Below are 22249 nucleotides of genomic sequence, written 5' to 3'. Positions count from 1 at the left end.
TAAGGATCATGTTCATGAAAAAACCTTCACGCGCCCCTTTTTATGCCGTTATCGGCCTGCTTGTGCTGGTCGGTTTGGGCACCGCTTTGATGCGCCATCACCAAATGGAAATACCCTTCACTCCGGGTGTGCAAAAGCCCGTGTGGCTGATTGAGGCGCGCATCGACTTTGATGCCACTGGCGAACCAGTGACTGCCCGCTTGGGTTTGCCCGACGAGCCGCCCGGCTACCGCAGCTTTAGCGAGCAGGCCGCCGCGCCCGGTTATGGTTATTCGGTGGTGAGTGAAGATGGCGTGCGCCGTGGTGAATGGTCCAAGCGCGAGGCAGTCGGCCCCCAGACCATCTATTACAAAACCCAATTTATCGAGATGGATGGTGAAGCCACCGCAGCCGCGCCGCTCAGTCTGCCCAGCGCCAGCCATGTCGATTGGGATGGACCTTCGCAAGAGACTGCCGCCCAGCAAGTGCTGGCGACTGCTTACGCCAAATCCAGTACCCAGCAAAGTCTGGCGCGCGAGCTGATCAAATTGCTCAACTCGGAAACCCTCGACCAAAACTCGGCGCTGTTGTTGTCGGTGCAAGCGGAAAAGTCAGTGCTGCTGGAAAAGCTCGTCAATCAGGCGGGCATAGCGGCGCGTCCGGCGCTGGGTTTGTATCTGGAAGATGCCCGTCGTCACCAAAGCTTGACCCGTTTGGTGCAGGTGTTTGATGGCGAAACCTGGGTGCTGTTTAACCCCTACACCGGCGAGCAGGGCGTACCTGAAAACCTGCTGCTTTGGCATACCGGCGGTGAGTCGATTCTGGATGTGGCGGGCGGCAACCGCTCGCGCGTGAGCTTCTCCATGATCCATCAAACCGTACCGGCGCTGGATCTGATCAAAGGGCAATCCAAAGACAGCGTCTTCAGCGTGCTCAGCATCCAGCACTTGCCCATCGAAGAGCAGAGCATGTTCAAGCTGTTGCTGCTGTTGCCGATGGGCGCGTTGGTGGTGGTGTTTATGCGCATCATTATCGGCCTCAAAACCTCCGGCACCTTTATGCCGATTTTGATCGCCATGGCGTTTTTGCAGACCTCGCTGGTATTGGGCGTCATCAGTTTTGTCAGCGTAGTGGCGATGGGCTTGGTACTGCGCACCTACTTATCGCGGCTTAACCTTTTGCTGATCTCGCGGATTGCGACCTTGGTGGTGTTGGTGATTTTTATCATCTCCGCCCTGAGTCTGGTGGGTTACCAGATGGGCTTTAACACCGGCATGACTATCACCTTCTTCCCAATGATCATCATCGCCTGGACTATCGAGCGTATGTCGATCCTGTGGGAGGAAGAAGGTCCGAAAGAGGTAATGGTGCAGGGCGGCGGCAGCCTGTTGGTGGCGGTACTGGCTTATGCGCTGATGCAGTTGTCGATTGTCGGCCACTTGACCTTCAACTTCCCCGAGCTGAATCTGGTTGCCTTGGCGCTGATCATGTTGATGGGTCAATACACCGGCTACAAACTCTCCGAACTGCGCCGTTTCCGCGCTATGGTGGATAACGCCAATGGCCCCAAGCTAACCGATTTGCCCAAAACTGACTCAGACAAAGGAGCCGATGCATGAGTGCACCATCGGCGCCAATGAGTCCAGCGGGAATCAAACGCTGGTGGAATTCCTGGGTTAGTCCCTGGCGTTTAAAGCGCATGGGTATACTCGGCATGAACTGCCGCAACCACGACTTTATTGCCACCTACAATCCACGCAGCTTGTTTCCCTTGGTGGATAACAAACTCAAAACCAAGCTGCTGGCGGAAGAGTATGAAGTTGCCACGCCCAAGCTGTTTTTTGTGGTCAACGCCCAGTTTGAGATTGCCCACATCGAAGAGAAGTTGATGGCGCTGGAAGCCTTTGCAATCAAACCGGCGAAAGGCTCGGGCGGCAAGGGGATTCTGGTGATCATCGGCCGCCGCGGCGACAAGTTCATCAAAGCCTCGGGCGCAGAGATCACCATTGAAGACATTCGCCGTCATATGTCCAACGCCTTGGCTGGCTTGTATTCCTTGGGCGGCAAGCCGGATGTAGTGATCATCGAAGACCTGATCCAGTTCGACGACTACTTCAAAGACTACTCCTATGAAGGTGTACCGGATATCCGCATCATCACTTTTAAAGGTTATCCGGTAATGGCCATGCTGCGCCTCGCGACGCACAAGTCGGACGGCAAAGCCAACCTGCATCAGGGGGCAGTGGGGGTGGGGCTGGATATCGCCACCGGTCGCGCGCTTAAAGCGGTACAGCACTCCAAGCCGGTCACTCATCACCCGGACACCAAGCGCGCGCTCAATGAGATTCAAATCGCCGATTGGAAAAGCTGGTTGCTATTGGCATCCAAATGCTACGAAATGACGGGGTTAGGTTATATCGGCACCGATCTGGTACTGGATAAGGTTCGCGGCGCGCAACTGCTCGAACTCAACGCGCGCCCCGGTCTGGCAATTCAAGTCGCCAACGGCCGCGGGTTGTTGCCGCGTCTGCGCCACATTGAGTCGCTTAAAGAACGTATGCACCGCACCGCCGAACAGCGGGTGGATTATGTAATGAAAACCTTTACTGCAGATGGTTTGTAATCTGCGCTCACTGAATCACTAAACCTCAACGGAGAAATTCTGATGTCGACCTCTGCTATTGTTGGACCTGGCCTGTTAATTGGCGTGTTTGTACTGATCATCCTGACCGGCTTCACCCTGTCGATGCTGGAGAACCGTCTGGCGCCGACGCGCGAGCATTAATAAATCCTTCCCCGTCTCCTTTTTTACCAAAGGAGAAATGACACCCCTCTTTGCAAAAGAGGGGTGGGGGGATTAAGAAGTCCTCTCCGCAGTATTTTTTTGTTTTACCTTCTCTGTTACTTTTCCAGTTACTGCCCACAGAATACATGCGCCCCACGCGATAAAAGAAAATCCGGCGGGAATATTTGCCAGAAAAATCAATTTCAAATATTTACGATTGAAAAGTAGCGCCAAAATACTGGGAATAAACCAGATTACAAACGTTAGTGGAATAACCCATAACCATGCGATGACAGGTGCTTGCTCAAGCTGTTGGAAAAACGTCGTTACCATATCCATTGATTGCATCCTCACATTATCGTAATTGAAAGACAGGAATGCAGTGTCAAATATTGTTCGGGAGCAGGACGCAAAAAAATGAACAGAGGTGAATTTCGGTGATAAACGGTTTGGAACTAGAATCCGCCAAACACCGTGCGCAATACCTGCACTTGTCGACGGCTAACTTCTACGATTTGGTCATCCTGTAAAATCGCCAGCATACTACCCGGTGTTAAACCGGTTTCTAATTCTTTAATCGCGCTCACTCGCACAATATCAGCGCGGCTCGCGCGGAAAAATTGTTGTGGGTCTAAACGCTGCTCAATTTTGGAAAGTGAGCTGTGCAAAAAACTTTTGCCATAACAGGTGTACACCGCGCTGTGGTTGCCCACACTTTCAAAACGATTAATTTCACTCAAGCGCACAATTCGCTTGTTATCGCCAAATTTCAGCAACAATCCGTGGGATTCCGGTAAATAATTTGCTTGAGGTTGTTGTGCGGGTGTATGAGTAAGCCGCTGCAAGGTTTTTGCTAAACGGTCCGGGTTAATCGGCTTCACCAAATAATCCAATGCATTTAATTCAAAGGCATCCAGCGCGAAAGAATCAAACGCCGTGCAAAACACAAATTGCAATTGCGGATTCAATGTTGCTGCCAATTCCAAACCGTTGGTGCCGGGCATTTGAATATCCAGAAACACCAAGTTAATGGGGAACTCGGCCAGCAATTGTTTGGCTTCATCGGCACTTGCGGCTTCGGCACAGATATCAATCTGTGGATGCGCGGCGAGCAAACGTTTTAACTCAGCACGTGCCAAGCGCTCGTCATCAACGATCAGCGCCTTAATCATCTGTCAGCTCCATTGCCGATTCCGCCTGATACATATTTATAGTCACTTCAAAATGCTGTGGTGTTTTGCGATAGGATAATGTGTGCAGCGGTGAAAGCAGGTGCAAGCGCTGTTGCAAATTAGCTAGTCCGGTTTGAGTTCCCGGAACCATAGCATCTCCATCCAAGGTATTATTCACGCAGATTTGCCAATGTTTTTTATCCAAACGGCGGCTAATAATTTCCAGCGTGCCGGATATTTGGCTCGGATTAATGCCATGTTTGATGGCGTTCTCCACTAGTGTTAGTAGTGTCAGTGTCGGCAATTGTTGCTGCCAAAGCGATTCATCAAATTTGAGCTCCAATTGCAAACGCTGCTCTAACCGCACCTGTTCAATTTCCAGATAGCGCTGCGCAATTTGCCATTCATCCTCCAGTGCGGACACCGGATTTAAATGGCTTTGCAAATGTACACGAAACAGCTCAGAGAGTTGCGTGAGAGTATGTGCTGCTTTTTGCTGGTCTTCAAAGATCAGCGCGCGAATACTATTCAATGCATTAAATAAAAAGTGCGGATTCAATTGATTGGTGAGCTGTTGCATTTGCGCCTCGCGCATCTGCCGTTGAATTTGCTTTTTACTCACCAAGGTATGCCAAAACAAATACGCAAGTGCCCAAATGCTGTACATCAGCGTTAAATTAATCGCCCCAATAAACACCAGAGTGAAAAGGGTGAGCTTCATGGTCATATTGTTTTTTGCATCATCAGGATGTTGGATGTTGATATTGCTGAAATCCAAATTTCCAAAGGGTGATAATTTGGCCAATTGTATGATCAGCACAATCATCACAAGGGCAAGGCAAAATGCAAAACATAAAAATTGTAAAACGTTCCAACCAAAACGATTTTGTGGGAGAAGGTAAAGTTTGAGATAAGGGCGAATAAAAAAGTGGCAGGAAATAAAAAATATTCCCGCTTCAACACAAGCGCGAAACAGGAGTGCGGGCAGCATTTGATTGGATTCGCTGCGAAACATGGATTGCATCATGACCATGACACTTAAAAAATACAGCGTAGTAACAATACTCATCACCCAACGATAACTGCGGCTGCATTGAAAGCTGATATCCCAATAGGGTTTTACACTTTTCCAAAAATTCTGTGTGTATAAATGAATGGACACTTGGGTTCCTTAATAATTATTTTATTAGATAATTCCGCTGCTAATAATCATAGTCCGCTATTAATAAGCATAGTCAGGTGCGCAATCATGTGTGCGCCTATCGCAGATTCCAAGCCATATTTCCAATATAAATATCCGGCAATAAAACCGAATACGGCATTGGCGAAAACAATATAAAAAATTAGGGATGTACTGATGTCTGGCGATAGCATTAAGACAGTCGGAAGATGGCCGGCGCCAAACACTAATGCGGATACTATAATCGCTAGCAAGTAATTATGCGTTTTTATCGCCGTGCCTTTGGTTTGGGTAAGATGATAAAAACCCCACACAAAAAATGACATCAAGCCCCATCGCACTAGAATTTCTTCAGTAATGCCCCCGTATAGTATTTTGGTGTACCAGGGAGGCGTAAGCTTTTCACCGGCACGAATAAAGTCAGGTGGAAGATAAGGCGAAAGTGCGTCCGAAAATATCACTATCAATATTCCACCGGCAATACCGCCGATAATGGCCGGAATAAGCTGAGGTTTTAATGCGCTAACCATATTGCGGGAGCTGGCGATAGCCGCAATCACGGGTGCGGCCAAGCCCACTTTATTTGCGCAAATCCCTCCCAGCCACACCATTAAAAACAGTAAAACAGATGATTGGAGAATCGTGAGTGCCTGAATGGCAGCCATGGGTATAGGTAAGGGTTCAGGTTGTAATGCCAGTAACTTGGGAATCAGTGGTGCAATCGATACAACCCCGGCAAATCCCAGAATGAATAAATAGATCGCCGGTTTTAGTGTTTTTTGGACAGCCATTATGGTCTCTCTGGTCGATGGATTATTGATTGGCGCTTATTGTGGTGGATTGCGATTATCAATTTAGGACGCAAGTGATTAAGGGTTAAAAAGCAGGATGTGAGGGTGATGGCATGGTCTAAACGGAATACCACTTTCATCGATCTGCCTCAACACGGCTGCCTGTCACTCACGGCAAGCTATGCTTAGGAGTGGTGATCATCACCACAAACCGATTACTCACAACTCTATGGGAGCACTGACTATGTCTATCTCAGCGATTGTTGGATCTGTTCTGTTGATTGGTGCCTTAGCGCTGTTCTTGCTTGCGGGCGTTGCCCTTGCCGCGGTGGATAAGCATCTGGATGCAAAACGCGAGCACTAAGTGGCTTGCTGCCGTACGCTGAAAATTGCGGCGTCTGCGCTTTAGCAAACATAAACCAAGGGGCTATAGGGTTATTCTGATCGCCTTAATGACAGGATAATTCGGATAATTGTCATGGCTACTGTGTTCAAGACCCTGACCCTCTGGGTGCCACGTATTGTTGATCTGACCGAGCGCTATCCCTGGGCGATGCCGCTGTTTGGCTTTTGCTCGGGGCTGGCCAGTTTTTTTCTGGTCGAGCGCAAAGAGGAAATCGCCCAGCTAATCGCGATTCTTATGTTAGCTAGCTGGGTCTGGCTGATGGTGGAAAAGTTTCTGCGCCGCTTTGTCTCCAGCTGGTTCGGCCTGCAGCTGCCATCCTCACTGATGAACTACTTTGCCCAGTTGGTACATCAGGAAAGCCTGTTTTTTATAATCCCCTTCTTCTTTATTACCACCTCTTGGAATAGCGGGCAGATGGTGTTTACCGGGCTGCTGTTAGTTTCCGCGTTTGTATCCATTATTGATCCACTTTACTTCCGTTGGCTGGCACCGCGTCGCTGGCTCTATTTCTGCTTTCATGGCATCACCTTGTTTGCGGTTTTGCTCACGGCTTTGCCAATTCTCTTTCAGATTCCCACGGCCAAAAGCTACTTCTGGTCGCTTGCCATTGCCTTGGCAATCACCTTGCCCAGTGTGGCCAATGAAATGCGCTGGAGCTGGTGGAAGCGTATTCTGGCAGTAGTGATGTTAGGCGCGGTGACGGCGGCATCTGCCTATTTACTGCGCCCCTGGGTGCCGCCTGCAACACTTTGGCTGACGCAGGTGGCGATTACCGACCACATCGATAACCGCACCCGTTCGCCCGACAAAGTGCTCAAAGTCATCAGCCCAGAGCAGCTACATCAAGGGCTTTACGCCTACACCGCGATACACGCGCCACGCGGTTTGAACGAGCGGATTTACCACGAGTGGCGGCTCAATGGGCGCCTGATCGATAAAGTACCGTTGGATATCAACGGTGGTCGCGCAGCGGGTTATCGCGCTTGGTCACACAAACAAAATTTCCCTGCGCATGCGCTCGGGCGCTGGCAAATAAAGGTAGTCACCGAAGCCAATCAGGTTATCGGCATACTGCGCTTTCAAGTGGTCGATTCAGCGGAGAAGATAGCAGCGGCTGAATCCTCGGCGTCGCCCACAGGCATCACTCCTGCACCCGTCACTGCTGATGATGCGATGAAATCCACCATTATGAAGATTGTTGAAGAAGAGCAATAAATACAGCTTCTGGATGCGATTTGATCTATATCAATAACCCGCACAGGCAATAGCGCACACTGTCCTTGAGCACGCAATCGAGCGTGATAAATCCAGAGAGGGCATAGAGATGGTTATTTCAGGAATCGTTGCTACTGTGACACTTGTTGGTGTATTGGCGCTGTTATTTGTTGGTGGTTTAACCTTGGCGCTGATTGATAAAAAAGTAGATGCGACTCGGGAGCATTGAGTTATTGATTGAAATAAATGTAATTGTTTGAAATGGTTTTGGGGCGATGAAAAAGAGTAAGAATGAACAGCAATTTTTTGATTAACGCTGTTTAGTCATCATTGCATTAGATAGAATCCATGCCGCAAAATTTTGTCTGTTGGACGAATCAATTTGCGCACAAACAGTTACATCTATCAATCAGCTTGATGAGCATAATGGATGCTCTACAGGGATTTATTAAGGACTTTTTATGAAAAAGCAAATAATTGCTGCCGCTCTATTTTCTACTCTCTCTTTTCCTTCTTTTGCCGCCGGAATCTATGTATTCGCAGATTTTGAGCGCAACAAAGCGGAGGCAGACGTTGAAGATGTGAGCATTAGTCAAAGTGAAAATGGCTTTGGTTTGGGACTCGGATACAAATTTAACCCAACTTGGGCGGTTGAGTTTGCTTATCGCGACATGATGAATTTTAACGATGATGAAGTTTACGAAGATGTTGAGTTTCATGATGATACTGATGTCAGCGCACTGCAGATCTCTCTGCTAGCTAACTACCCGTTAAATGAGAAAGTTAATTTATATGGACGTTTGGGCGTCGGCAAAATTGATATTGACAGTAAATCTACCGCTAGCGGTTGGGGTGAAAGTTACAGTGAAAGTTCAAGCGAATCTGAAACCAAAGCTATTTTTGGCGTAGGTGGTAGTTATGCTTTTACTGAAAAACTGGGTATGCGTCTGGAATATAGCCAATTCGCGAAAATTGAAGAGACTACACTTTCCAGCCTTTCTATTGCGCTGACTTACGGTTTTTAATCGCCAAACCACCTGATTTTCAATCAGGTGGTTTATCTCTCTGTTCTGATATGAACAGCCTGTGGTAATCCTCTAGTATTAACTGAGAATGGTCGCCAAATACCTGCTGCGCCTATAATGCGCAAAACTTTCAGGTAAATGTGCTCCATGTCTTATCAACCCGTTGCTTACAAACCCCAGCTTGATGTTTCCGCCGATGCACAATCAGCGCCGCGCACCGGTAAGGGTTTGCGTATTGCACTGCTCGGCTACCGCAGTCATCCCCATGTGGGTGGGCAGGGGATTTATCTGCATTATCTGAGCAAAGCGTTGGTGGAATTAGGCCATCAGGTGGATGTCATTTCCGGCCCGCCTTATCCCGAGCTTGATCCGCGCGTGCGCCTGATTCAATTGCCCAGTCTTGATCTATACGCACACCCCAATCCCACGCGCGCGCTCAAATTAAAACACTTGTTGTCGCTCGCGGATTTTTCCGAGTGGTGGAGCAAGTTAAGTGGCGGCTTTGGTGAGCCTTATAGTTTTGGCCGCCGTTTGAATCGCTACTTCAAAAAAAATAAACCCCTCTACGATATTGTTCACGACAACCAAAGCCTCTGTTACGGTTTGCTCGCTTTGCAAAAGCGCGGTGTGAATGTCATCGCCACAGTGCATCACCCCATCACGCAAGATCGCGATCTCGCGCTCGCTGCAGCAACAACCAAAGGCCAGCGCTGGTTAATCAATCGCTGGTACAGCTTTTTGGCGATGCAGAAAAAAGTTGTGCAGCAATTGAATCATGTAATCACTGTTTCCAAACAGTCGCAGCAGGATATTGTTGCGGCCTTTGATCGACCCGCTGAAAAAATTCACGTCATTTCCAACGGTGTTGATACCAGTATTTTTAGGCCTTTGGAAAATATCACACGCATACCATTTAGATTAATTACCACTGCATCGTCCGATCAACCTTTAAAGGGTTTAAGTGTATTGCTGCGTGCGTTAGAAAAATTGCGCGCTGAATTTCCTGAATTGCACTTAACCGTTATCGGAAAATTAAAAGAAAACGGTGAGACTGAAAAAGAATTGCATGCACTGAATCTGCAAACAGCAGTGCAATTTAAATCCGGCATCAGTAACGATGAACTGGTCGCTGAATATGCGCAGGCAAGTATCGCCATAGTGCCGTCACTTTACGAAGGTTTTGGTTTGCCCGCCGCTGAAGCTATGGCTTGCGGCGTGCCGTTGATTTGCAGCGATGGCGGCGCACTGCCGGAAGTCGTCGGCGATGCTGCGCGACTAGTGCGCGCTGGCAATGTAGATGCTTTACAGCAAGCGCTAAATGCATTGTTGACCGACGACAGTGCGCGCGAGCAATTAGGGGTGCAGGGTAGGGAGCATATCCTGCAACAACTCAGTTGGGATTGTGTGGCTAAAAAAATGGAACGTTTTTATTTTCAAACTCTGAATCAGCCGCAAGATAATCAACTCGATAATCGTGAATTAGCGAGCGAGCAGGTACAAAATGCTTACGATTAACTTTCGCGATTTTCCATTAAAGACTGGTGACCTGGTATTGGATCTCGGCTGCGGCGAAGGCCGCCATGTGATCAATGCCTATCTGCACGGCGATGTCACCGCCATAGGTGTCGATTTAAATCACCGCGATCTGCTTACCAGCCGCGAACGATTTTTACCTTTTGATCAGCAATCGCAAAACAAAAAATTTTATTTGCAACAGGCCGATGCCACAGGTTTGCCCTTTGCCGACCACAGCTTCGATAAAATTATTTGCAGTGAAGTGCTGGAACATATTCCCGACTATCAAGCCGTGCTGGTGGAAATTGAACGCATCTTAAAACCCGGCGGCCTGCTCGCTGTTACGGTGCCGCGCGCTTGGCCAGAAAAAATCTGCTGGTGGCTGAGCGATGAATATCATCAAGTCGAAGGCGGCCACATTCGCATCTTTAACGGCCAGCTTTTGCGTCGCGAAATTGAACAGCAGCCATTTCAATTTTATAAACGCCACTGGGCGCACGCGCTTCACTCGCCTTTTTGGTGGATGAAATGCCTCTGGTGGAAAACACAGGATTCCAATCCGCTGATCAAACTCTATCACCGCCTATTGGTGTGGGACTTAATGGAAAAACCCTGGCTCACCCAAACGCTGGAAAAATTCCTCAATCCGATAATGGGGAAAAGTGTGGTGATGTATTTCAGGAAAGAGAATTCATAATGAAAAATTTATTACTTTCCAAAGGCTTTTTCCCCGAGAGCCTATTGCGCCCAACCATCAATTATATTTTGCAAACCCAATTGCCCAACGGTTGTATCCCTTGGTTTGAAGATGGCAAAGCCGATCCTTGGGATCATATCGAAGCCGCTATGGGCTTAACGATTGGCGGCGAACTAACTGCCGCGCGCCGTGCTTATGAATGGCTGGCGAATGAACAACTTGAAGATGGCAGCTGGTGGGCCAATTATCTGGGTGATGAAGCGGTCGATAGAAATCACCGCGAAACTAATTTTATTGCCTATATCGCTACCGGTATTTGGCATTACTTTTTAATCACGGGCGATAAAACCGTTCTGCGCGAATTTTTTCCAGCAGTAAAAAAAGCGATAGATTTTGTGCTGCGCTATCAAGCGCCCACTGGCGAAATTTATTGGGCAGTCGCGCAAGATGGCAGCGCAAAAAAAGATGCATTAGTCACCGCATCCAGCTCCATCTATAAAAGTTTGGAGTGCGCTTTATTAATTGCCCAAACACTGGGTGAAGAATCCGCACACTGGATGAGCTGCTGGAAAAAACTAGGCAATACCTTGCGCCAGCACCCGGAATGTTTTGACCGCACCTGGGAGCCAAAAACCCGTTTCTCTATGGATTGGTTTTATCCCATTCTCACTGGTGTTGTTGAAGGCAAAGCCGCGCAACAGCGGATAGAAGAAAAATGGAAAACTTTTGTAGAAAATAACATCGGCTGCCGCTGCGTCAGCGATGAGCCTTGGGTAACAGTGGCAGAATCTTGCGAACTCACGCTAGCGCTTTTAGCGGCAGGCGAACACGCTAAAGCGGTTAATTTATTTAGCTGGTTGTTTCAATTTAAAGATGAAGACGGCGGCTACTGGACGGGTTTTAATTTCCGCGATCAAGTCATCTGGCCGCGCGAAAAAACTACCTGGACCGCAGGTGCAATTCTGCTCGCTGCTGACGCGCTTACGCAACATACCGCCGCCGCCAATTTGTTTTTGCAATCGGCTATTGAAAAGCAGATCACCGAATTATCGCGCACGACTGAACATTAATCTCAACCTATTTATTGCCAAGAACAATTATGCGTATCCCACGAATTCATACCGAACAAGCTTTAGTTACCGGCGAGTTAATCAAACTGGAAGAAGCCGCGTCGCACCATCTGAGCAAAGTCTTGCGTATGCAAGCCGGGCGCGAGCTGATTTTATTTAACGGCACAGGCGGAGAATTTGCCGCGACCATTAGCGAAGTCAACAAAAAATACGTGAGTGTATTAATAGCCGAACATACTGCGGACAACCGCGAATCGCCACTGCAATTGGAATTGGCGATTGGTATATCGCGCGGCGAACGCTTTGAATGGGTACTGCAAAAAGCAACTGAACTCGGCGCCACTAAAATCACACCGCTGATTACCGAGCGTACCGAAGTAAAAACCGGCGGCGACAGGCAAGAAAAACTGCACGACCGCTGGCAACACATCATCATCAGCGCCTGTGAACAATGCCAACGCAATTTAGTGCCGGAGCTATCATCACCCGTACAGATTTCCGATTGGTTAAACACAGTAGATTCAGATCTACGCTTCGTCCTTCATCACCGCGACAGCAAAAGCCTGCCCGCCGAACAAAAACCGCAAAGCGTCAGTTTATTGATTGGCCCGGAAGGTGGCCTGAGTGAAAGCGAAATTGCTCTTGCCCAAGCAAAACAATTCAATGCTTTAACGCTCGGCCCAAGGGTATTAAGAACCGAGACAGCACCAGTCGCGGCAATTAGCTTGGTGCAGTATTTGTGGGGAGATTTTTAATAGCTAGCAAATGAAAATATTTTTACTCACCCATGAGCGAGAACTATTGCGCGCAACCAATACAGGAGCTTTGGCAGCGAGAGTCGCGCCTGAAATAGTAGAGCGAATAGTCTGGGCGAGAAACACTTCTGATCCGTCTTTGCTGAATACAATCAGTAATAACAATACGCTATTGCTCTACCCGGTAGATGATGCCGATGCAGTCGCGATAGACGCATTTGAAAATATCATTTTGTTGGATTCCACCTGGCAGGAAGCCCGCAAAATGTTTAATAAAAGCCTTTATTTAAAAAACCTACCTAAAGCGCAGATAAAGTCCCAAACTGTTTCCCAATATCAACTAAGACGCAATCAACCGGAGGGAGGTTTGTGTACTGCTGAATGTGTAATGGAAATACTCAGAGCAAAAAATCACACAGACATTGCTGAGCGATTAGAGGCAGAGTTTGCGATTTTTAATTCAAAAATAATCCGCACCTAAATGTAGGTTGGGGTGAGGAACGAACCCCAACATAACAGGCTTTACTCGCCTAAACTGTATAAAGCTTTCATTAGTTAATTTTAGCGAGGGTGCAACTATGGCAGGCGGATGGGCGAAAGACGGAGCCGTGCAAGACCAAATTGATGCGAGCATTGAAGACGCCGTACAGCTCGCGCGCAGCCGTCTACCTGAAGGCGAAAGCTTAACCCATTGCGAAGAATGCGATGCACCCATACCGCAAGCGCGGCGCAACGCCATACCCGGCGTGCGCTTATGCGTTAGCTGCCAACAAGCACACGACGAAAACGAAACCCTTTATTCCCCCATCAACCGACGCGGCAGCAAAGACAGTCAGTTACGATAACTCCGTGTTTCCCTTCTCTGCTAGCCACTTTGGGAAAACCTAAGCGAAACACTTAATTCATAGAGAAAGCTTGATGGTTACACTTTTATGCGCATAAAAGTGTGGTCTCTCTCCTATTAGCTTAGGTAGATGCCTGATTCAAGCGAGTACTTAAGTGATGCACGTGCAGAAATAGAGTTCATCATTACCAATGACGATGGCAATGTAGTTCCCGTGGAAGTAAAAAGCGGAAAACGCACTCGCGCCAGATCATTACAATCCTACATTGAAAAATGCAGCCCTCATAAAACTCTCAAGCTAACTGGCACTCAAGGTTCAGGCGTAGATGAGCAAACCAATATCGTTATGCCGCTTTATTATGCTGAATATGTTTTAACACGTATTTAATGTATGTGATGGAACAGGCCAGCCAGTTTCGTTAACTATTCTGAATGGCATCCATCGCAGCCGCGAGTGCAACAAGCCCGTTTGATTTTAATTGTGCAGCTACTTGTTGCTGATCTTCGCGCGAACGATTTTGACTAAGTTTGTATTTACACTGAATTTCAGTAATCGCAATCTCTACTCCGACAATGGCATTTAACATCGCTGCTTTGTACTCAGGCTGCCAAGGTTTTTTAAACGCACTTTCGTATTTTTGCGTTAGTGCATCCACAACGTATTTCAGCTTTTCTGCATCGTCGATTAGTGAACAAACGCCATAAATATGAACAGCTTGATAATTCCATGTGGGAACGCCCGGAGAGTTATACCAAGAAGGCGAAACATATCCATGAGCACCTTCCAAGGTAATCAATACCTCTTGCCCTGCTAACTGAGTGTGTTGCGGGTTAGCAATTGCCAAATGCCCGTAAATTTTTGTTTTATCTTCCGATAATAAAAATGGCATATGGGTGGAAAATATTTTGCCATTAAGCTGAGAGATTAGCTGCCCAAATGCGTTTTCCTGAATAAAAGCAAACTTCTCATTATCGTCCGTAATTTCAAATGGCTTTGGGATGTACATTGTTATTCCTTGGTTTGACTTGTGTGCACACAAGCGCAATTTCAATAATCCCTATTTTAAGTACGAATTATTCAGCTAATGTGTTGTTAAGTAACGTATCAATTGCAGTTTTCGCTTCTTGAAAAGCATCTTCAACTGTGAATGCAAGATTGGATTCTAATATTTCATTATCTTTACATATCGACCATTCAAATCCTTCTCTATAAGGATCAGGATTATTTTCAATGTAAATAGTGTAATCTTTGAATTCTTCCTCAATAGATCCGTGAATTTGTTCGGTAACAGAATAGTTTTTCATGGCAGCATCCTCTGTTGTTATGTGTATTTTCGGATTCTGCCGTGATTTCGTCTACGGACTAAAAGTCACAACTTGCCAGTAATTTCCGCTGATTGTGAATCATATAAAAGCCAATTGGCTGTAGTATGAATAACTTCATTGAGATTGCGGCGGGTTTTGCCTTTTAGAGCACATTCCCAAATGACCAATACTTTCCAGCCAAGCTCTTCACAGGCATAAATATTTCGCTCATCGCGAATTTTGTTTGATCCTATTTTTTCTTTCCAAAACTCGATACGAGTAGACGGCCATTTGAACATGTGGCAGTTGTGTGCATGCCAAAAGCAGCCATTTACGAATATAACTGCGTGATGTTTAGGTAATACCAGATCAGGCTTGCCGGGCAGATCCTTTCTATGTAATTGATAACGAAAACCTAGTTTATGCAATCCTTTGCGGATAGTCATTTCTCCTCGGGTATTTTTGTTTTTAATACCCGCCATCATTACGGATCGTTGTCCTGATGAAACTTTATCCATATCAGTGTTATGTGTTTAGTATTTCATACTTGTTGTACAGATTTTTTATATCTTTATGATTGACTCGAAATTGGCTTCTTCTTTTTATTTTAGGTGAAGTGCTTGATGCATTTTCCATTTTAATTCCCGGGTCATAAAAAATTGTACCGGTTTGTACTGCGGCAAGAAAAACCTCAAAATTAGTTCCTTCACCTAATTCCAGATTATTTCCAAAATGATATTCCTTAAGGCCTGTTACTGTATTGATTCTGGATAAACAAGGAACATAAACAGCTTGTGAGTGTTTTCTTTTCCAGTGATCGATCAACTTTGCAAAGCTCCATGATGCAGCAATTTGATCATTTTTATCTATCAATGCAATTGACCCATTTGGATCTATAATGGACAAACTTTTCTCATCAAACCCAAGAATTTGCATGGTTAAATTTGTTAAATTCTGAGTTTTACCTGCGGTATGTTTTCCTCCAAAATTATATCTATCTTGTATTCCAGACTTGTCGGGGTATCCATAGTTTTGGATAAAAGCTGACGGCCCTTTTTCAACGTATATTCCACCGTTTGGTTCTGGCGTCATTAAAGTTGTTGGTTTTGCTCCACTGGATGGAAACTTTGATACTCCAAATTGCTTAACTTCCCAGCCCATGTAGTCGGGTTCTGAGAATCCATTGGGATAAATGTTAAGGAGGGATTCCAATGTATAACCACCGCCATTTGGGGCGGAGTAATTGCTATAAGTTAAATCAGCGTTTAACTTTCTACTGGAAATCCATCCTTGGGAATGGATATTCAGGAGCGTTCTAATGAGAGAATCTTTTGTTGATACTTCATGTTCTTTTTCATCGATCTCGATTTCACTAAGAACACTTCCAACGCTTTTAAATGAGATCAGACTTAATTCATTAGCTAGATTGCTTTCAGGTGTAACAAGATAGGCATATATTTTTTTATTATTGCATACTCCAAAAATTAACCATCGCCCTTCACTTCGTCCTTGTTTTTGCGGTGCCATCCATTTACTTATATTCACTTTTGAGTTACGTAAAAAGCCTGATAGCCTGACTTCCGGATATTGTGGGTAATAAATTAATTTTGCATGTGGAGCTAATATGCAATTCCCTTCTGGAGTAATCCACTCCAAATGCAGACTGGCTTGAAACTTAATTGATGTTTTTGATTTCTTTGTAGAGCTGGTAATAGATGGTTCTATTTCATCCGTTGGTATAAAAGAAAGCTCGGTCAGATCTCCACCCAAGTAGGGTTGATTCTTACTATTATCGTTAGGCGATAATTTTTTAACATAGATTTTATCTACACCATTATCGATTAGGATTTTCTTTAAAATCGTAAGGTTTATTTCTTTTGATGCTTGAGAATCGTAGGTTCCAATATCGTCTTTAGGCATATTTTTCTGCTTTTTAGGGTTAGCCTTGAATATGAAAGTTTTTCATAAAATAAGGATATGCAGCCTCATATACCAGATCCCCAAAGGAGCTAAACATGATGCTCATTATCATATTGATTTCAGTTATTTCATCGGAATTGAAAATAACCTCTCCAGTTTTTATTGAAATTAAATTTTCTGGCGATTCATCAGGGTGGAACAAAAGTCCTTTTTCATACATTTCTGAAAACCAATAACTCATCCCATCAAGAGTTTGATCTGTAAATTTGGGTATTCGTGAAATTTGCATTTCAAAGCTCCTTGCGTGATGTTATTTAACTTTGGTCTTATTCTTGTTTTCCGCGCGTACATGTTCAATCACAAAGGGTGTTACTAGTCGAGCGACTTCTGTAATAACCGGAACAACTACGCTGTTGCCAAATTGGCGGTACGCTTGCGTATCACTCACGGGTATTTTAAATGAATCCGGATATCCCATTAATCTTGCACACTCGCGAGGAGTTAAACGGCGAGGGCGTTTGCGTGATCCTTGTGAGACCAGAATTTCAGAGCCATCCTTGTAGTATCTAGCAGATAAAGTGCGCGTAACACTATCACCTGTTACCAATCCAAAACCAAATCCGTTTCCAGCAGCGCTGTGTTTTTCTTTATAGGCTTGCAGGTAAGCCCATAGGTTTTCAGTTAAGGTGTACTTTGGATTGATTTTCCCTTTCTCGCCAATTGTGTAAGGGTCTTCAATTTTTTCACTTCCATCTTGTGGGTGAAGAATAGAAGATAAACGTGGCCCCGTTGATGGCAACTTTAATTTGTCCCAAGAAAAGTCATTTTTTTCGAGGAAGCCGACAATAATAATTCTTTCCCGGTGTTGGGGAGTAAAGTGCTGTCCATCGATTACTTTGTAATGTACTTGGTAGCCCAGTTCATCTCGCAAAGTTTCCAAAATGACTTTAAATGTATTGCCTTTATCGTGCGAAACTAAATTCTTAACATTTTCTAGAAGAAAGGCCTTGGGCTTTTTTTCGGCAATAATACGTGCAACATCAAAAAACAAAGTTCCTTGTGTTGTGCATTCAAAACCATGAGGACGGCCTAGAGCATTTTTCTTTGATACACCTGCAATGCTAAATGGCTGACAAGGAAATCCAGCTAATAAAACATCATGGTCAGGGACATCTGACTCATGTACTTGTGTAATGTCACCCGCAAACATGTGAGTTTCATCCGCAGGGAAATTTGCCAGATAGGTTTTTTGCGAGAAATTATTCCACTCACTGGTAAATACGCAATGACCTCCAAACTTCTCAAATCCCATCCTTATCCCACCAATACCGGCAAACAAATCAATAAAGGTAAAAGGATGTTCCTGATTTTTCGGCTGTGTAATGAGCGGCAATATGCGTTGGCGAATAGCATCAGATAAATAAGGCGGCGGTTCATTTTCACGAACCTCCCAGCGTCGTATCGTTCTTACATCAACACCAAGAATATCTGCCAAGTCGCTTTGGCTATAAATTGCTCTGGCTTCACGAAGTAAATGTAGGGGGTGTATATCGTTCATATCTTGCTCACCGGCGGGAATAAATGCGGACATAATGCCCTAAGAAATTTCCAATTTGCAAGCGATATTTATGTATTTATATACAGTAGTATGTGGCGTTGGAGTTGGGTTTCCTAGCTATGCTTCCTGGATCATTTTCGTAGCGTCACGCAAATGATCGCGTTAAGAAGTAGCCAAACATCCAACCAAAACAAAACGGCCGCAGAAATTTGCGGCCGTTTTGTTATCTACATCCAAAAATCTTTGATCAATTAAAACGTCGGCCAACCACCAGAGAAGTTCAGGTCGCTGATAAACAGAATCGATGCGCCGTTGCTGCTGGAGTAGCGGTGGCGGGCGATGCGGCCGCTGGCGACTGACTGTCCGCCTGAGGCTGCCCAGCCTGAGCTTGCACCTTCAAATACAGTGCCGCCGCCGTTTTTCATGTCTACGCCGTTCTTGTCGAGGTAGGGGCCGAACAAGCTGGTCGAGCGGCCGTAGGCGATGTAATAAGTGCTGTTTGCACCAGCGCAGCAAACACCTTTGGAGACGAATAAATAGTAGTAACCGCCGTTGTACACAATGTTCGGGCCTTCAATACCGCCGCTCGCTGAGGCGATGCGGTAGGAGTTGCCGGTGGCTTTCATGGTGCTGGAGTTGAGCGCGGTGACGTAGATGCCGTTGCTCCAGGAACCGTACACCATGTAGGGCGCGCCGCCCGCACTTTGGATGAAGCTGCCGTCGATGGCGTTGATGCCAGCGCCAGCGGCCGATTCGATTACTATGCCGCCATCCGTCCAGTTACCCGTCGCCATAGAGGTGGCTTTGGCTACGCCGATCGCGGATTTGGTGGAGCCGAAGGTGGATACGGAATAGAACACGTAGGTATTACCGTTGTAACGGAAAATGTCCGGCGCCCAAGTGGAGGCGGTGTTGCCGTTATAGGCTTTCCACCAGTTCAGGCCGCCGCCAAAAATGGGTACGCCTTGAACCCAGTTAGTGCCGTCGGTGGAGTATTTGATCGCGATACCGCCCGCGGTGCTGGTCTCGCCCAGCCACCAAATGCTCTCTTTGGTGATGCCCGGGTCGTGCGTGACCAGATTGCCGGTCAGGGTGTAAGTGCCTGCAGTTGCGGTGGTTGATAGTGAAAGAGCGCCGATTGCCAAAGACGCAACCGCACCCCATTGCTGGAGTAGACGTGACATTTTCATAGTTAGCCTTTTTATCTTTATATGACTAATTTTTAGGAATCCCGCGCACTTCTATATCAGCATATAAGCAGCGCTGGGATTTATTTTGTGTCTTATTGTAAGACAATATTAATAATAGTTGAGCAGATCAGATGCTGGCAAGAGCAGTTTGTAAAAATAATCGCCAGTTGTTGTTTAGGGCGTCATTGATCGGTTAGAGCCCAAGAATTGTTTAGGGCGCTAGCGCTAAGTCGCGTTTGAGGCTGTTGCGCTGGCTATCGTTGAGGTAAGCCAATTGGTCGATGTAGGCGCTGGCCTGATTGGGGTCGGATTGTTTGATGGGCGAGAGCAGGCTCAACAAACTATTCAACTTGAGCTGGGTGTTTTGGATGCGACCAGCCGTCGCCAATGCTTGGGCGGGATTATTGGCTTGCTGCTCAACCAGCTGACTGAAGAGCGAATCCAATGCAGGCGATGGCGTTTGGCTGCCAAGCCAGCTGGCAGCGGCGATTTCATCATCCGTCAGCCACTGGCGATACGCATTTTCCAGCAGCTCGTTTTGTTGCTGTTGGGCATCGTCCTGCGCTGTTTCGCTCGGCATGTCGCTCAACATAGTTCCGGCGCGGCCGGGTGGTGTTTCGGTCGTCTGCACCGGTTGTTGCACCAGCCATTCCAGCGCCGATTGCGGTTGATAGGTCGCCCATTGTTCGACCAATGCGCGGGTTAAATCCTGCCGAAAACCATCGTTCTGGTCGAGATAATCCAGTAAAAACACCGCCGAGTCGTAATGGCCACCGCGCGCCAAACCTTGAATCGCCGCTTGGTAGATGTCTTTTTTAATCGGGCTTTGCGCCTGCGCATAGCGGTCGGCAAAGTCCAGCGTTGCGGTGGGTTGGGTGATGGCGATGGCGCCAATCAGTGCGATAAAAGCAGAGTTATTCTGAGGGTGATTCGACTCCAGCCAGCGCCAGGCGAGTGCCGGATTGGTCTGCCCCCAAAGCGCGAGAATCTGGTTTTGCGCATCTTGCTGGAGTTCGCCTTTAAGCTGGCGCGTCTGTTCAAGTGCTGCTTCGGGCGCGGTTTTGGCCAGCTCCAATAAATCTTGCATTTGCAGCCAATCGCGCTGGTAGCTGGGTTGATCTGGCAAGTTTGTAATCTGTGGCTGCTGGATGGCGGGTTGCGCTGGCTGCGGCGCAGGCACAGCCGGAGCTTGGCTAAACGCGGCTGGCTGCTGATAAACAGCATCAGGCGTTGGTGATAATTGCGGAGCAGTCCAGCGCCCCGCAAAGAAGGCGCTGGCGAGACTGGCACCGGCCAGACAAACGAAACTGAGCTTGTTCATTATTAGTATCTGCTGCGAGTGGTCGCCAATTAGGCGATTTAATTGTCTTATAATCCTACGCTTAAACAGTCTCAATATTCAAAGCTTTGTTAGCAAAGCCCTGGCATCACAGTCCAAAAATCAGCGAACGGTGAGTCGCAAACCCCGCCAGAGCGCCATCGCCCACGGCAAAAGTGACACTGCCCATAGGCCGCGCCAAGTCGCCGCAGGCAAATACGCCGGGCACGTTGGTCTGTTTGAATTCGTCGGTTTTGACGTAAAAACCCATAGGGCTTTCGGCGATTTCGCAGCCTAAATCCTGCGCAATCCGGTTGGATGGTTGCATGAGTGTGGCGACAAACAAGCCCGCCAACTCCACCAATCTGCCGTTTTCGAGCTTGATAATCGCCGACTGCTCGCCTGCAATTTCAGTTACTCGCTCTGTTTCGATGCTCACGCCGCGCGCCGCCAATTGTGTGCGCTGATCCGCATCGGGCGTAAAGCAGTTGTTGGTAAACAGGGTAGTTGGGCCCCAGTCAGGAATCAGCATCGCCTGATGAAACGATGCCTCGCTGGTAGCGATTACACCCAGTTTGCCCTGATTTAATTCATAGCCGTGGCAGTAGGGGCAATGGAACACGGTTTTGCCCCAGCGCTCTTGTATTCCTGTGATTGCCGGTAAGTGATCGCTTACACCTGTGGCGAGAATCAGGCGTTTGGCGCTGAAGGTTTTATTGTCTTTTGTCGTTACCGCGAAGTTATCGCCGGACTTTTCTACTGAATCCACCAAGCCTTGCAACCAAGTGAGATTGGGATATTCCAGCAACTGTGCTTTGGCATCCTCGGCGATGGCGCTGGGCGATTTTCCATCCTGCCCCAGAAACCCGTGGGAGTGACTGGCGAAACGGTTGCGGCGCACACCGCCGTCGATCACCAACACCTGGCGACGACCGCGGGCAATTTGCAGAGCGGCGGCCATACCGGCATAACTGCCGCCAATCACGATGACATCAAACTGGCTCATGGGTTAGTCCTCTTCACTGCTGGATTCGTGGGGGAAAATGGCATGTTCGTGGGTGCCGGAGAAACCGCGCGCCTGCATACGCTGGTGGAAATCGGCGCTGAGTTGGGCGAGGGTGACAGCGCGAAAACGCGCCAGCAGCAGGGCTTCGGCTTCGGCAAACGTCGAGTTGAGCGCGTTGTTGACCGCCTCTTCCACCAAACAACCGGGCGACTCGGTGCGGTTGCCCATCGCCAGTAGCCTGGGTTGGTTCAGCGCCTGATAGATGTCGTAGAGGGTGATGCTGTCCAACTCGCGGCACAGCTTCCAACCACCGCCGTGGCCTTTCTCCGAGCAGACCAACTGATGCTCGCGCAGCCCCGCCAGCACCCGGCGGATCACCACCGGATTGGTTTTCATCATCTGCGCCAAGGCTTCCGAGGTCATGGGCGTACCCACCTCAGCCATATGCAGAAGAACGTGCAGCACGCCCGAGAGTCTTGAATCGCGTTTCATAAATCACCTTTTGTTTGATCGGCAGA

25 protein-coding genes are annotated in these 22249 nt (G+C 47.4%); 11 read left to right on the top strand and 14 right to left on the bottom strand.

The window, feature by feature from the left end; all coding sequences use genetic code 11:
* Positions 1–14 precede the first annotated feature (14 nt).
* Complete coding sequence (locus tag SPL68_RS02240) at positions 15–1598, top strand: inactive transglutaminase family protein (RefSeq protein ID WP_323813436.1); 1584 nt, start codon at positions 15–17, stop codon at positions 1596–1598.
* Complete coding sequence (locus SPL68_RS02235) at positions 1595–2602, top strand: alpha-L-glutamate ligase-like protein (RefSeq protein WP_323813435.1); 1008 nt, start codon at positions 1595–1597, stop codon at positions 2600–2602. The genes SPL68_RS02240 and SPL68_RS02235 overlap by 4 nt, the downstream gene beginning before the upstream one ends.
* A 234-nt stretch (positions 2603–2836) precedes the next feature.
* Here the strand turns inward: SPL68_RS02235 and SPL68_RS02230 are convergent, their stop codons facing one another.
* The 4 genes from SPL68_RS02230 to SPL68_RS02215 all read right to left on the bottom strand — a co-directional run bounded on the left by SPL68_RS02230 (position 2837) and on the right by SPL68_RS02215 (position 5907).
* Positions 2837–3103, bottom strand: a complete 267-nt coding sequence (locus SPL68_RS02230; protein ID WP_323813434.1) for a superinfection immunity protein — start codon at positions 3101–3103, stop codon at positions 2837–2839.
* 116 nt (positions 3104–3219) lie between these two features.
* Positions 3220–3936, bottom strand: coding sequence for a LytR/AlgR family response regulator transcription factor (locus SPL68_RS02225; RefSeq protein ID WP_323813433.1), 717 nt, complete (start codon positions 3934–3936; stop codon positions 3220–3222).
* Complete coding sequence (locus tag SPL68_RS02220) at positions 3929–5098, bottom strand: sensor histidine kinase (RefSeq protein WP_323813432.1); 1170 nt, start codon at positions 5096–5098, stop codon at positions 3929–3931. Before SPL68_RS02220 ends, SPL68_RS02225 begins: the two co-directional genes overlap by 8 nt.
* A gap of 47 nt (positions 5099–5145) precedes the next feature.
* On the bottom strand, positions 5146–5907 hold the full coding sequence (locus SPL68_RS02215) for a CPBP family intramembrane glutamic endopeptidase (protein WP_323813431.1): 762 nt from the start codon (positions 5905–5907) through the stop codon (positions 5146–5148).
* 478 nt (positions 5908–6385) lie between these two features.
* Between SPL68_RS02215 and SPL68_RS02210 the strand changes: the two genes are divergently transcribed.
* From SPL68_RS02210 to SPL68_RS02170, 9 genes are all read left to right on the top strand, one after another.
* The gene (locus tag SPL68_RS02210) at positions 6386–7528 is read left to right on the top strand and encodes a DUF5924 family protein (protein ID WP_323813430.1); all 1143 of its coding nucleotides are present in this window, start codon (positions 6386–6388) and stop codon (positions 7526–7528) included.
* Positions 7529–7989: 461 nt separating this feature from the next.
* Positions 7990–8553 (top strand): outer membrane beta-barrel protein, encoded by a 564-nt coding sequence (locus SPL68_RS02205; RefSeq protein WP_323813429.1) that lies wholly within the window; start codon positions 7990–7992, stop codon positions 8551–8553.
* Between the two features lie 147 nt (positions 8554–8700).
* Positions 8701–10068, top strand: coding sequence for a glycosyltransferase family 4 protein (locus tag SPL68_RS02200; protein WP_323813428.1), 1368 nt, complete (start codon positions 8701–8703; stop codon positions 10066–10068).
* A complete protein-coding gene (locus tag SPL68_RS02195; RefSeq protein WP_323813427.1) occupies positions 10055–10765 on the top strand; it encodes a class I SAM-dependent methyltransferase in 711 nt (236 codons plus the stop codon). Before SPL68_RS02200 ends, SPL68_RS02195 begins: the two co-directional genes overlap by 14 nt.
* A complete protein-coding gene (locus SPL68_RS02190; protein ID WP_323813426.1) occupies positions 10765–11835 on the top strand; it encodes a prenyltransferase/squalene oxidase repeat-containing protein in 1071 nt (356 codons plus the stop codon). Before SPL68_RS02195 ends, SPL68_RS02190 begins: the two co-directional genes overlap by 1 nt.
* A gap of 29 nt (positions 11836–11864) precedes the next feature.
* Positions 11865–12590: a 16S rRNA (uracil(1498)-N(3))-methyltransferase gene (locus tag SPL68_RS02185; protein WP_323813425.1), complete on the top strand. Its 726-nt coding sequence runs from the start codon at positions 11865–11867 to the stop codon at positions 12588–12590.
* A gap of 10 nt (positions 12591–12600) precedes the next feature.
* Positions 12601–13071 (top strand): tRNA-uridine aminocarboxypropyltransferase, encoded by a 471-nt coding sequence (locus SPL68_RS02180; protein ID WP_323813424.1) that lies wholly within the window; start codon positions 12601–12603, stop codon positions 13069–13071.
* Between the two features lie 97 nt (positions 13072–13168).
* Positions 13169–13435 carry a DksA/TraR family C4-type zinc finger protein gene (locus SPL68_RS02175; protein WP_323813423.1) on the top strand — a complete coding sequence of 89 codons (267 nt, stop codon included), beginning with the start codon at positions 13169–13171 and terminating at the stop codon, positions 13433–13435.
* 129 nt (positions 13436–13564) lie between these two features.
* A complete protein-coding gene (locus SPL68_RS02170; RefSeq protein WP_323813422.1) occupies positions 13565–13822 on the top strand; it encodes a hypothetical protein in 258 nt (85 codons plus the stop codon).
* A gap of 31 nt (positions 13823–13853) precedes the next feature.
* Here the strand turns inward: SPL68_RS02170 and SPL68_RS02165 are convergent, their stop codons facing one another.
* The 10 genes from SPL68_RS02165 to SPL68_RS02120 form a co-directional block, all read right to left on the bottom strand.
* Positions 13854–14486: an FMN-binding negative transcriptional regulator gene (locus tag SPL68_RS02165; protein ID WP_323813421.1), complete on the bottom strand. Its 633-nt coding sequence runs from the start codon at positions 14484–14486 to the stop codon at positions 13854–13856.
* A 22-nt stretch (positions 14487–14508) separates the two neighbouring features.
* Positions 14509–14739, bottom strand: coding sequence for a hypothetical protein (locus SPL68_RS02160; RefSeq protein WP_323813420.1), 231 nt, complete (start codon positions 14737–14739; stop codon positions 14509–14511).
* 65 nt (positions 14740–14804) lie between these two features.
* Complete coding sequence (locus SPL68_RS02155; protein ID WP_323813419.1) at positions 14805–15257, bottom strand: very short patch repair endonuclease; 453 nt, start codon at positions 15255–15257, stop codon at positions 14805–14807.
* 7 nt (positions 15258–15264) lie between these two features.
* Entirely contained in the window at positions 15265–16659 is a 1395-nt protein-coding gene (locus SPL68_RS02150) for an MvaI/BcnI family restriction endonuclease (RefSeq protein WP_323813418.1), read from the bottom strand.
* A gap of 19 nt (positions 16660–16678) precedes the next feature.
* On the bottom strand, positions 16679–16948 hold the full coding sequence (locus SPL68_RS02145) for a hypothetical protein (protein ID WP_323813417.1): 270 nt from the start codon (positions 16946–16948) through the stop codon (positions 16679–16681).
* Positions 16949–16969: 21 nt separating this feature from the next.
* The gene (gene dcm, locus SPL68_RS02140) at positions 16970–18217 is read right to left on the bottom strand and encodes a DNA (cytosine-5-)-methyltransferase (protein WP_323813416.1); all 1248 of its coding nucleotides are present in this window, start codon (positions 18215–18217) and stop codon (positions 16970–16972) included.
* Between the two features lie 251 nt (positions 18218–18468).
* Complete coding sequence (locus SPL68_RS02135) at positions 18469–19401, bottom strand: family 43 glycosylhydrolase (RefSeq protein WP_323813415.1); 933 nt, start codon at positions 19399–19401, stop codon at positions 18469–18471.
* Between the two features lie 217 nt (positions 19402–19618).
* Complete coding sequence (locus SPL68_RS02130) at positions 19619–20728, bottom strand: hypothetical protein (RefSeq protein ID WP_323813414.1); 1110 nt, start codon at positions 20726–20728, stop codon at positions 19619–19621.
* 106 nt (positions 20729–20834) lie between these two features.
* Complete coding sequence (locus SPL68_RS02125; RefSeq protein ID WP_323813413.1) at positions 20835–21731, bottom strand: NAD(P)/FAD-dependent oxidoreductase; 897 nt, start codon at positions 21729–21731, stop codon at positions 20835–20837.
* A gap of 3 nt (positions 21732–21734) precedes the next feature.
* On the bottom strand, positions 21735–22223 hold the full coding sequence (locus SPL68_RS02120; protein WP_323813412.1) for an Rrf2 family transcriptional regulator: 489 nt from the start codon (positions 22221–22223) through the stop codon (positions 21735–21737).
* Positions 22224–22249 lie beyond the last annotated feature (26 nt).

It is taken from the genome of Cellvibrio chitinivorans (assembly GCF_035117775.1).
Classification (GTDB): Bacteria; Pseudomonadota; Gammaproteobacteria; order Pseudomonadales; family Cellvibrionaceae; genus Cellvibrio; species Cellvibrio chitinivorans.
The sequence above is the reverse complement of the archived record's forward strand: the minus strand, read 5'-3'. Positions and strand labels throughout refer to the sequence as shown.

Excerpts from the sequence above, each read along its gene's own strand:
- SPL68_RS02240 (WP_323813436.1), top strand. The coding sequence starts at position 15 with ATGAAAAAACCTTCACGCGCCCCTTTTTATGCCGTTATCGGCCTGCTT.
- SPL68_RS02235 (WP_323813435.1), top strand. The coding sequence starts at position 1,595 with ATGAGTGCACCATCGGCGCCAATGAGTCCAGCGGGAATCAAACGCTGG.
- SPL68_RS02230 (WP_323813434.1), bottom strand. The coding sequence starts at position 3,103 with ATGGATATGGTAACGACGTTTTTCCAACAGCTTGAGCAAGCACCTGTC.
- SPL68_RS02225 (WP_323813433.1), bottom strand. The coding sequence starts at position 3,936 with ATGATTAAGGCGCTGATCGTTGATGACGAGCGCTTGGCACGTGCTGAG.
- SPL68_RS02215 (WP_323813431.1), bottom strand. The coding sequence starts at position 5,907 with ATGGCTGTCCAAAAAACACTAAAACCGGCGATCTATTTATTCATTCTG.
- SPL68_RS02210 (WP_323813430.1), top strand. The coding sequence starts at position 6,386 with ATGGCTACTGTGTTCAAGACCCTGACCCTCTGGGTGCCACGTATTGTT.
- SPL68_RS02205 (WP_323813429.1), top strand. The coding sequence starts at position 7,990 with ATGAAAAAGCAAATAATTGCTGCCGCTCTATTTTCTACTCTCTCTTTT.
- SPL68_RS02200 (WP_323813428.1), top strand. The coding sequence starts at position 8,701 with ATGTCTTATCAACCCGTTGCTTACAAACCCCAGCTTGATGTTTCCGCC.
- SPL68_RS02195 (WP_323813427.1), top strand. The coding sequence starts at position 10,055 with ATGCTTACGATTAACTTTCGCGATTTTCCATTAAAGACTGGTGACCTG.
- SPL68_RS02190 (WP_323813426.1), top strand. The coding sequence starts at position 10,765 with ATGAAAAATTTATTACTTTCCAAAGGCTTTTTCCCCGAGAGCCTATTG.
- SPL68_RS02185 (WP_323813425.1), top strand. The coding sequence starts at position 11,865 with ATGCGTATCCCACGAATTCATACCGAACAAGCTTTAGTTACCGGCGAG.
- SPL68_RS02180 (WP_323813424.1), top strand. The coding sequence starts at position 12,601 with ATGAAAATATTTTTACTCACCCATGAGCGAGAACTATTGCGCGCAACC.
- SPL68_RS02175 (WP_323813423.1), top strand. The coding sequence starts at position 13,169 with ATGGCAGGCGGATGGGCGAAAGACGGAGCCGTGCAAGACCAAATTGAT.
- SPL68_RS02170 (WP_323813422.1), top strand. The coding sequence starts at position 13,565 with ATGCCTGATTCAAGCGAGTACTTAAGTGATGCACGTGCAGAAATAGAG.
- SPL68_RS02160 (WP_323813420.1), bottom strand. The coding sequence starts at position 14,739 with ATGAAAAACTATTCTGTTACCGAACAAATTCACGGATCTATTGAGGAA.
- SPL68_RS02155 (WP_323813419.1), bottom strand. The coding sequence starts at position 15,257 with ATGGATAAAGTTTCATCAGGACAACGATCCGTAATGATGGCGGGTATT.
- SPL68_RS02150 (WP_323813418.1), bottom strand. The coding sequence starts at position 16,659 with ATGCCTAAAGACGATATTGGAACCTACGATTCTCAAGCATCAAAAGAA.
- SPL68_RS02145 (WP_323813417.1), bottom strand. The coding sequence starts at position 16,948 with ATGCAAATTTCACGAATACCCAAATTTACAGATCAAACTCTTGATGGG.
- dcm (WP_323813416.1), bottom strand. The coding sequence starts at position 18,217 with ATGAACGATATACACCCCCTACATTTACTTCGTGAAGCCAGAGCAATT.
- SPL68_RS02135 (WP_323813415.1), bottom strand. The coding sequence starts at position 19,401 with ATGTCACGTCTACTCCAGCAATGGGGTGCGGTTGCGTCTTTGGCAATC.
- SPL68_RS02130 (WP_323813414.1), bottom strand. The coding sequence starts at position 20,728 with ATGAACAAGCTCAGTTTCGTTTGTCTGGCCGGTGCCAGTCTCGCCAGC.
- SPL68_RS02125 (WP_323813413.1), bottom strand. The coding sequence starts at position 21,731 with ATGAGCCAGTTTGATGTCATCGTGATTGGCGGCAGTTATGCCGGTATG.
- SPL68_RS02120 (WP_323813412.1), bottom strand. The coding sequence starts at position 22,223 with ATGAAACGCGATTCAAGACTCTCGGGCGTGCTGCACGTTCTTCTGCAT.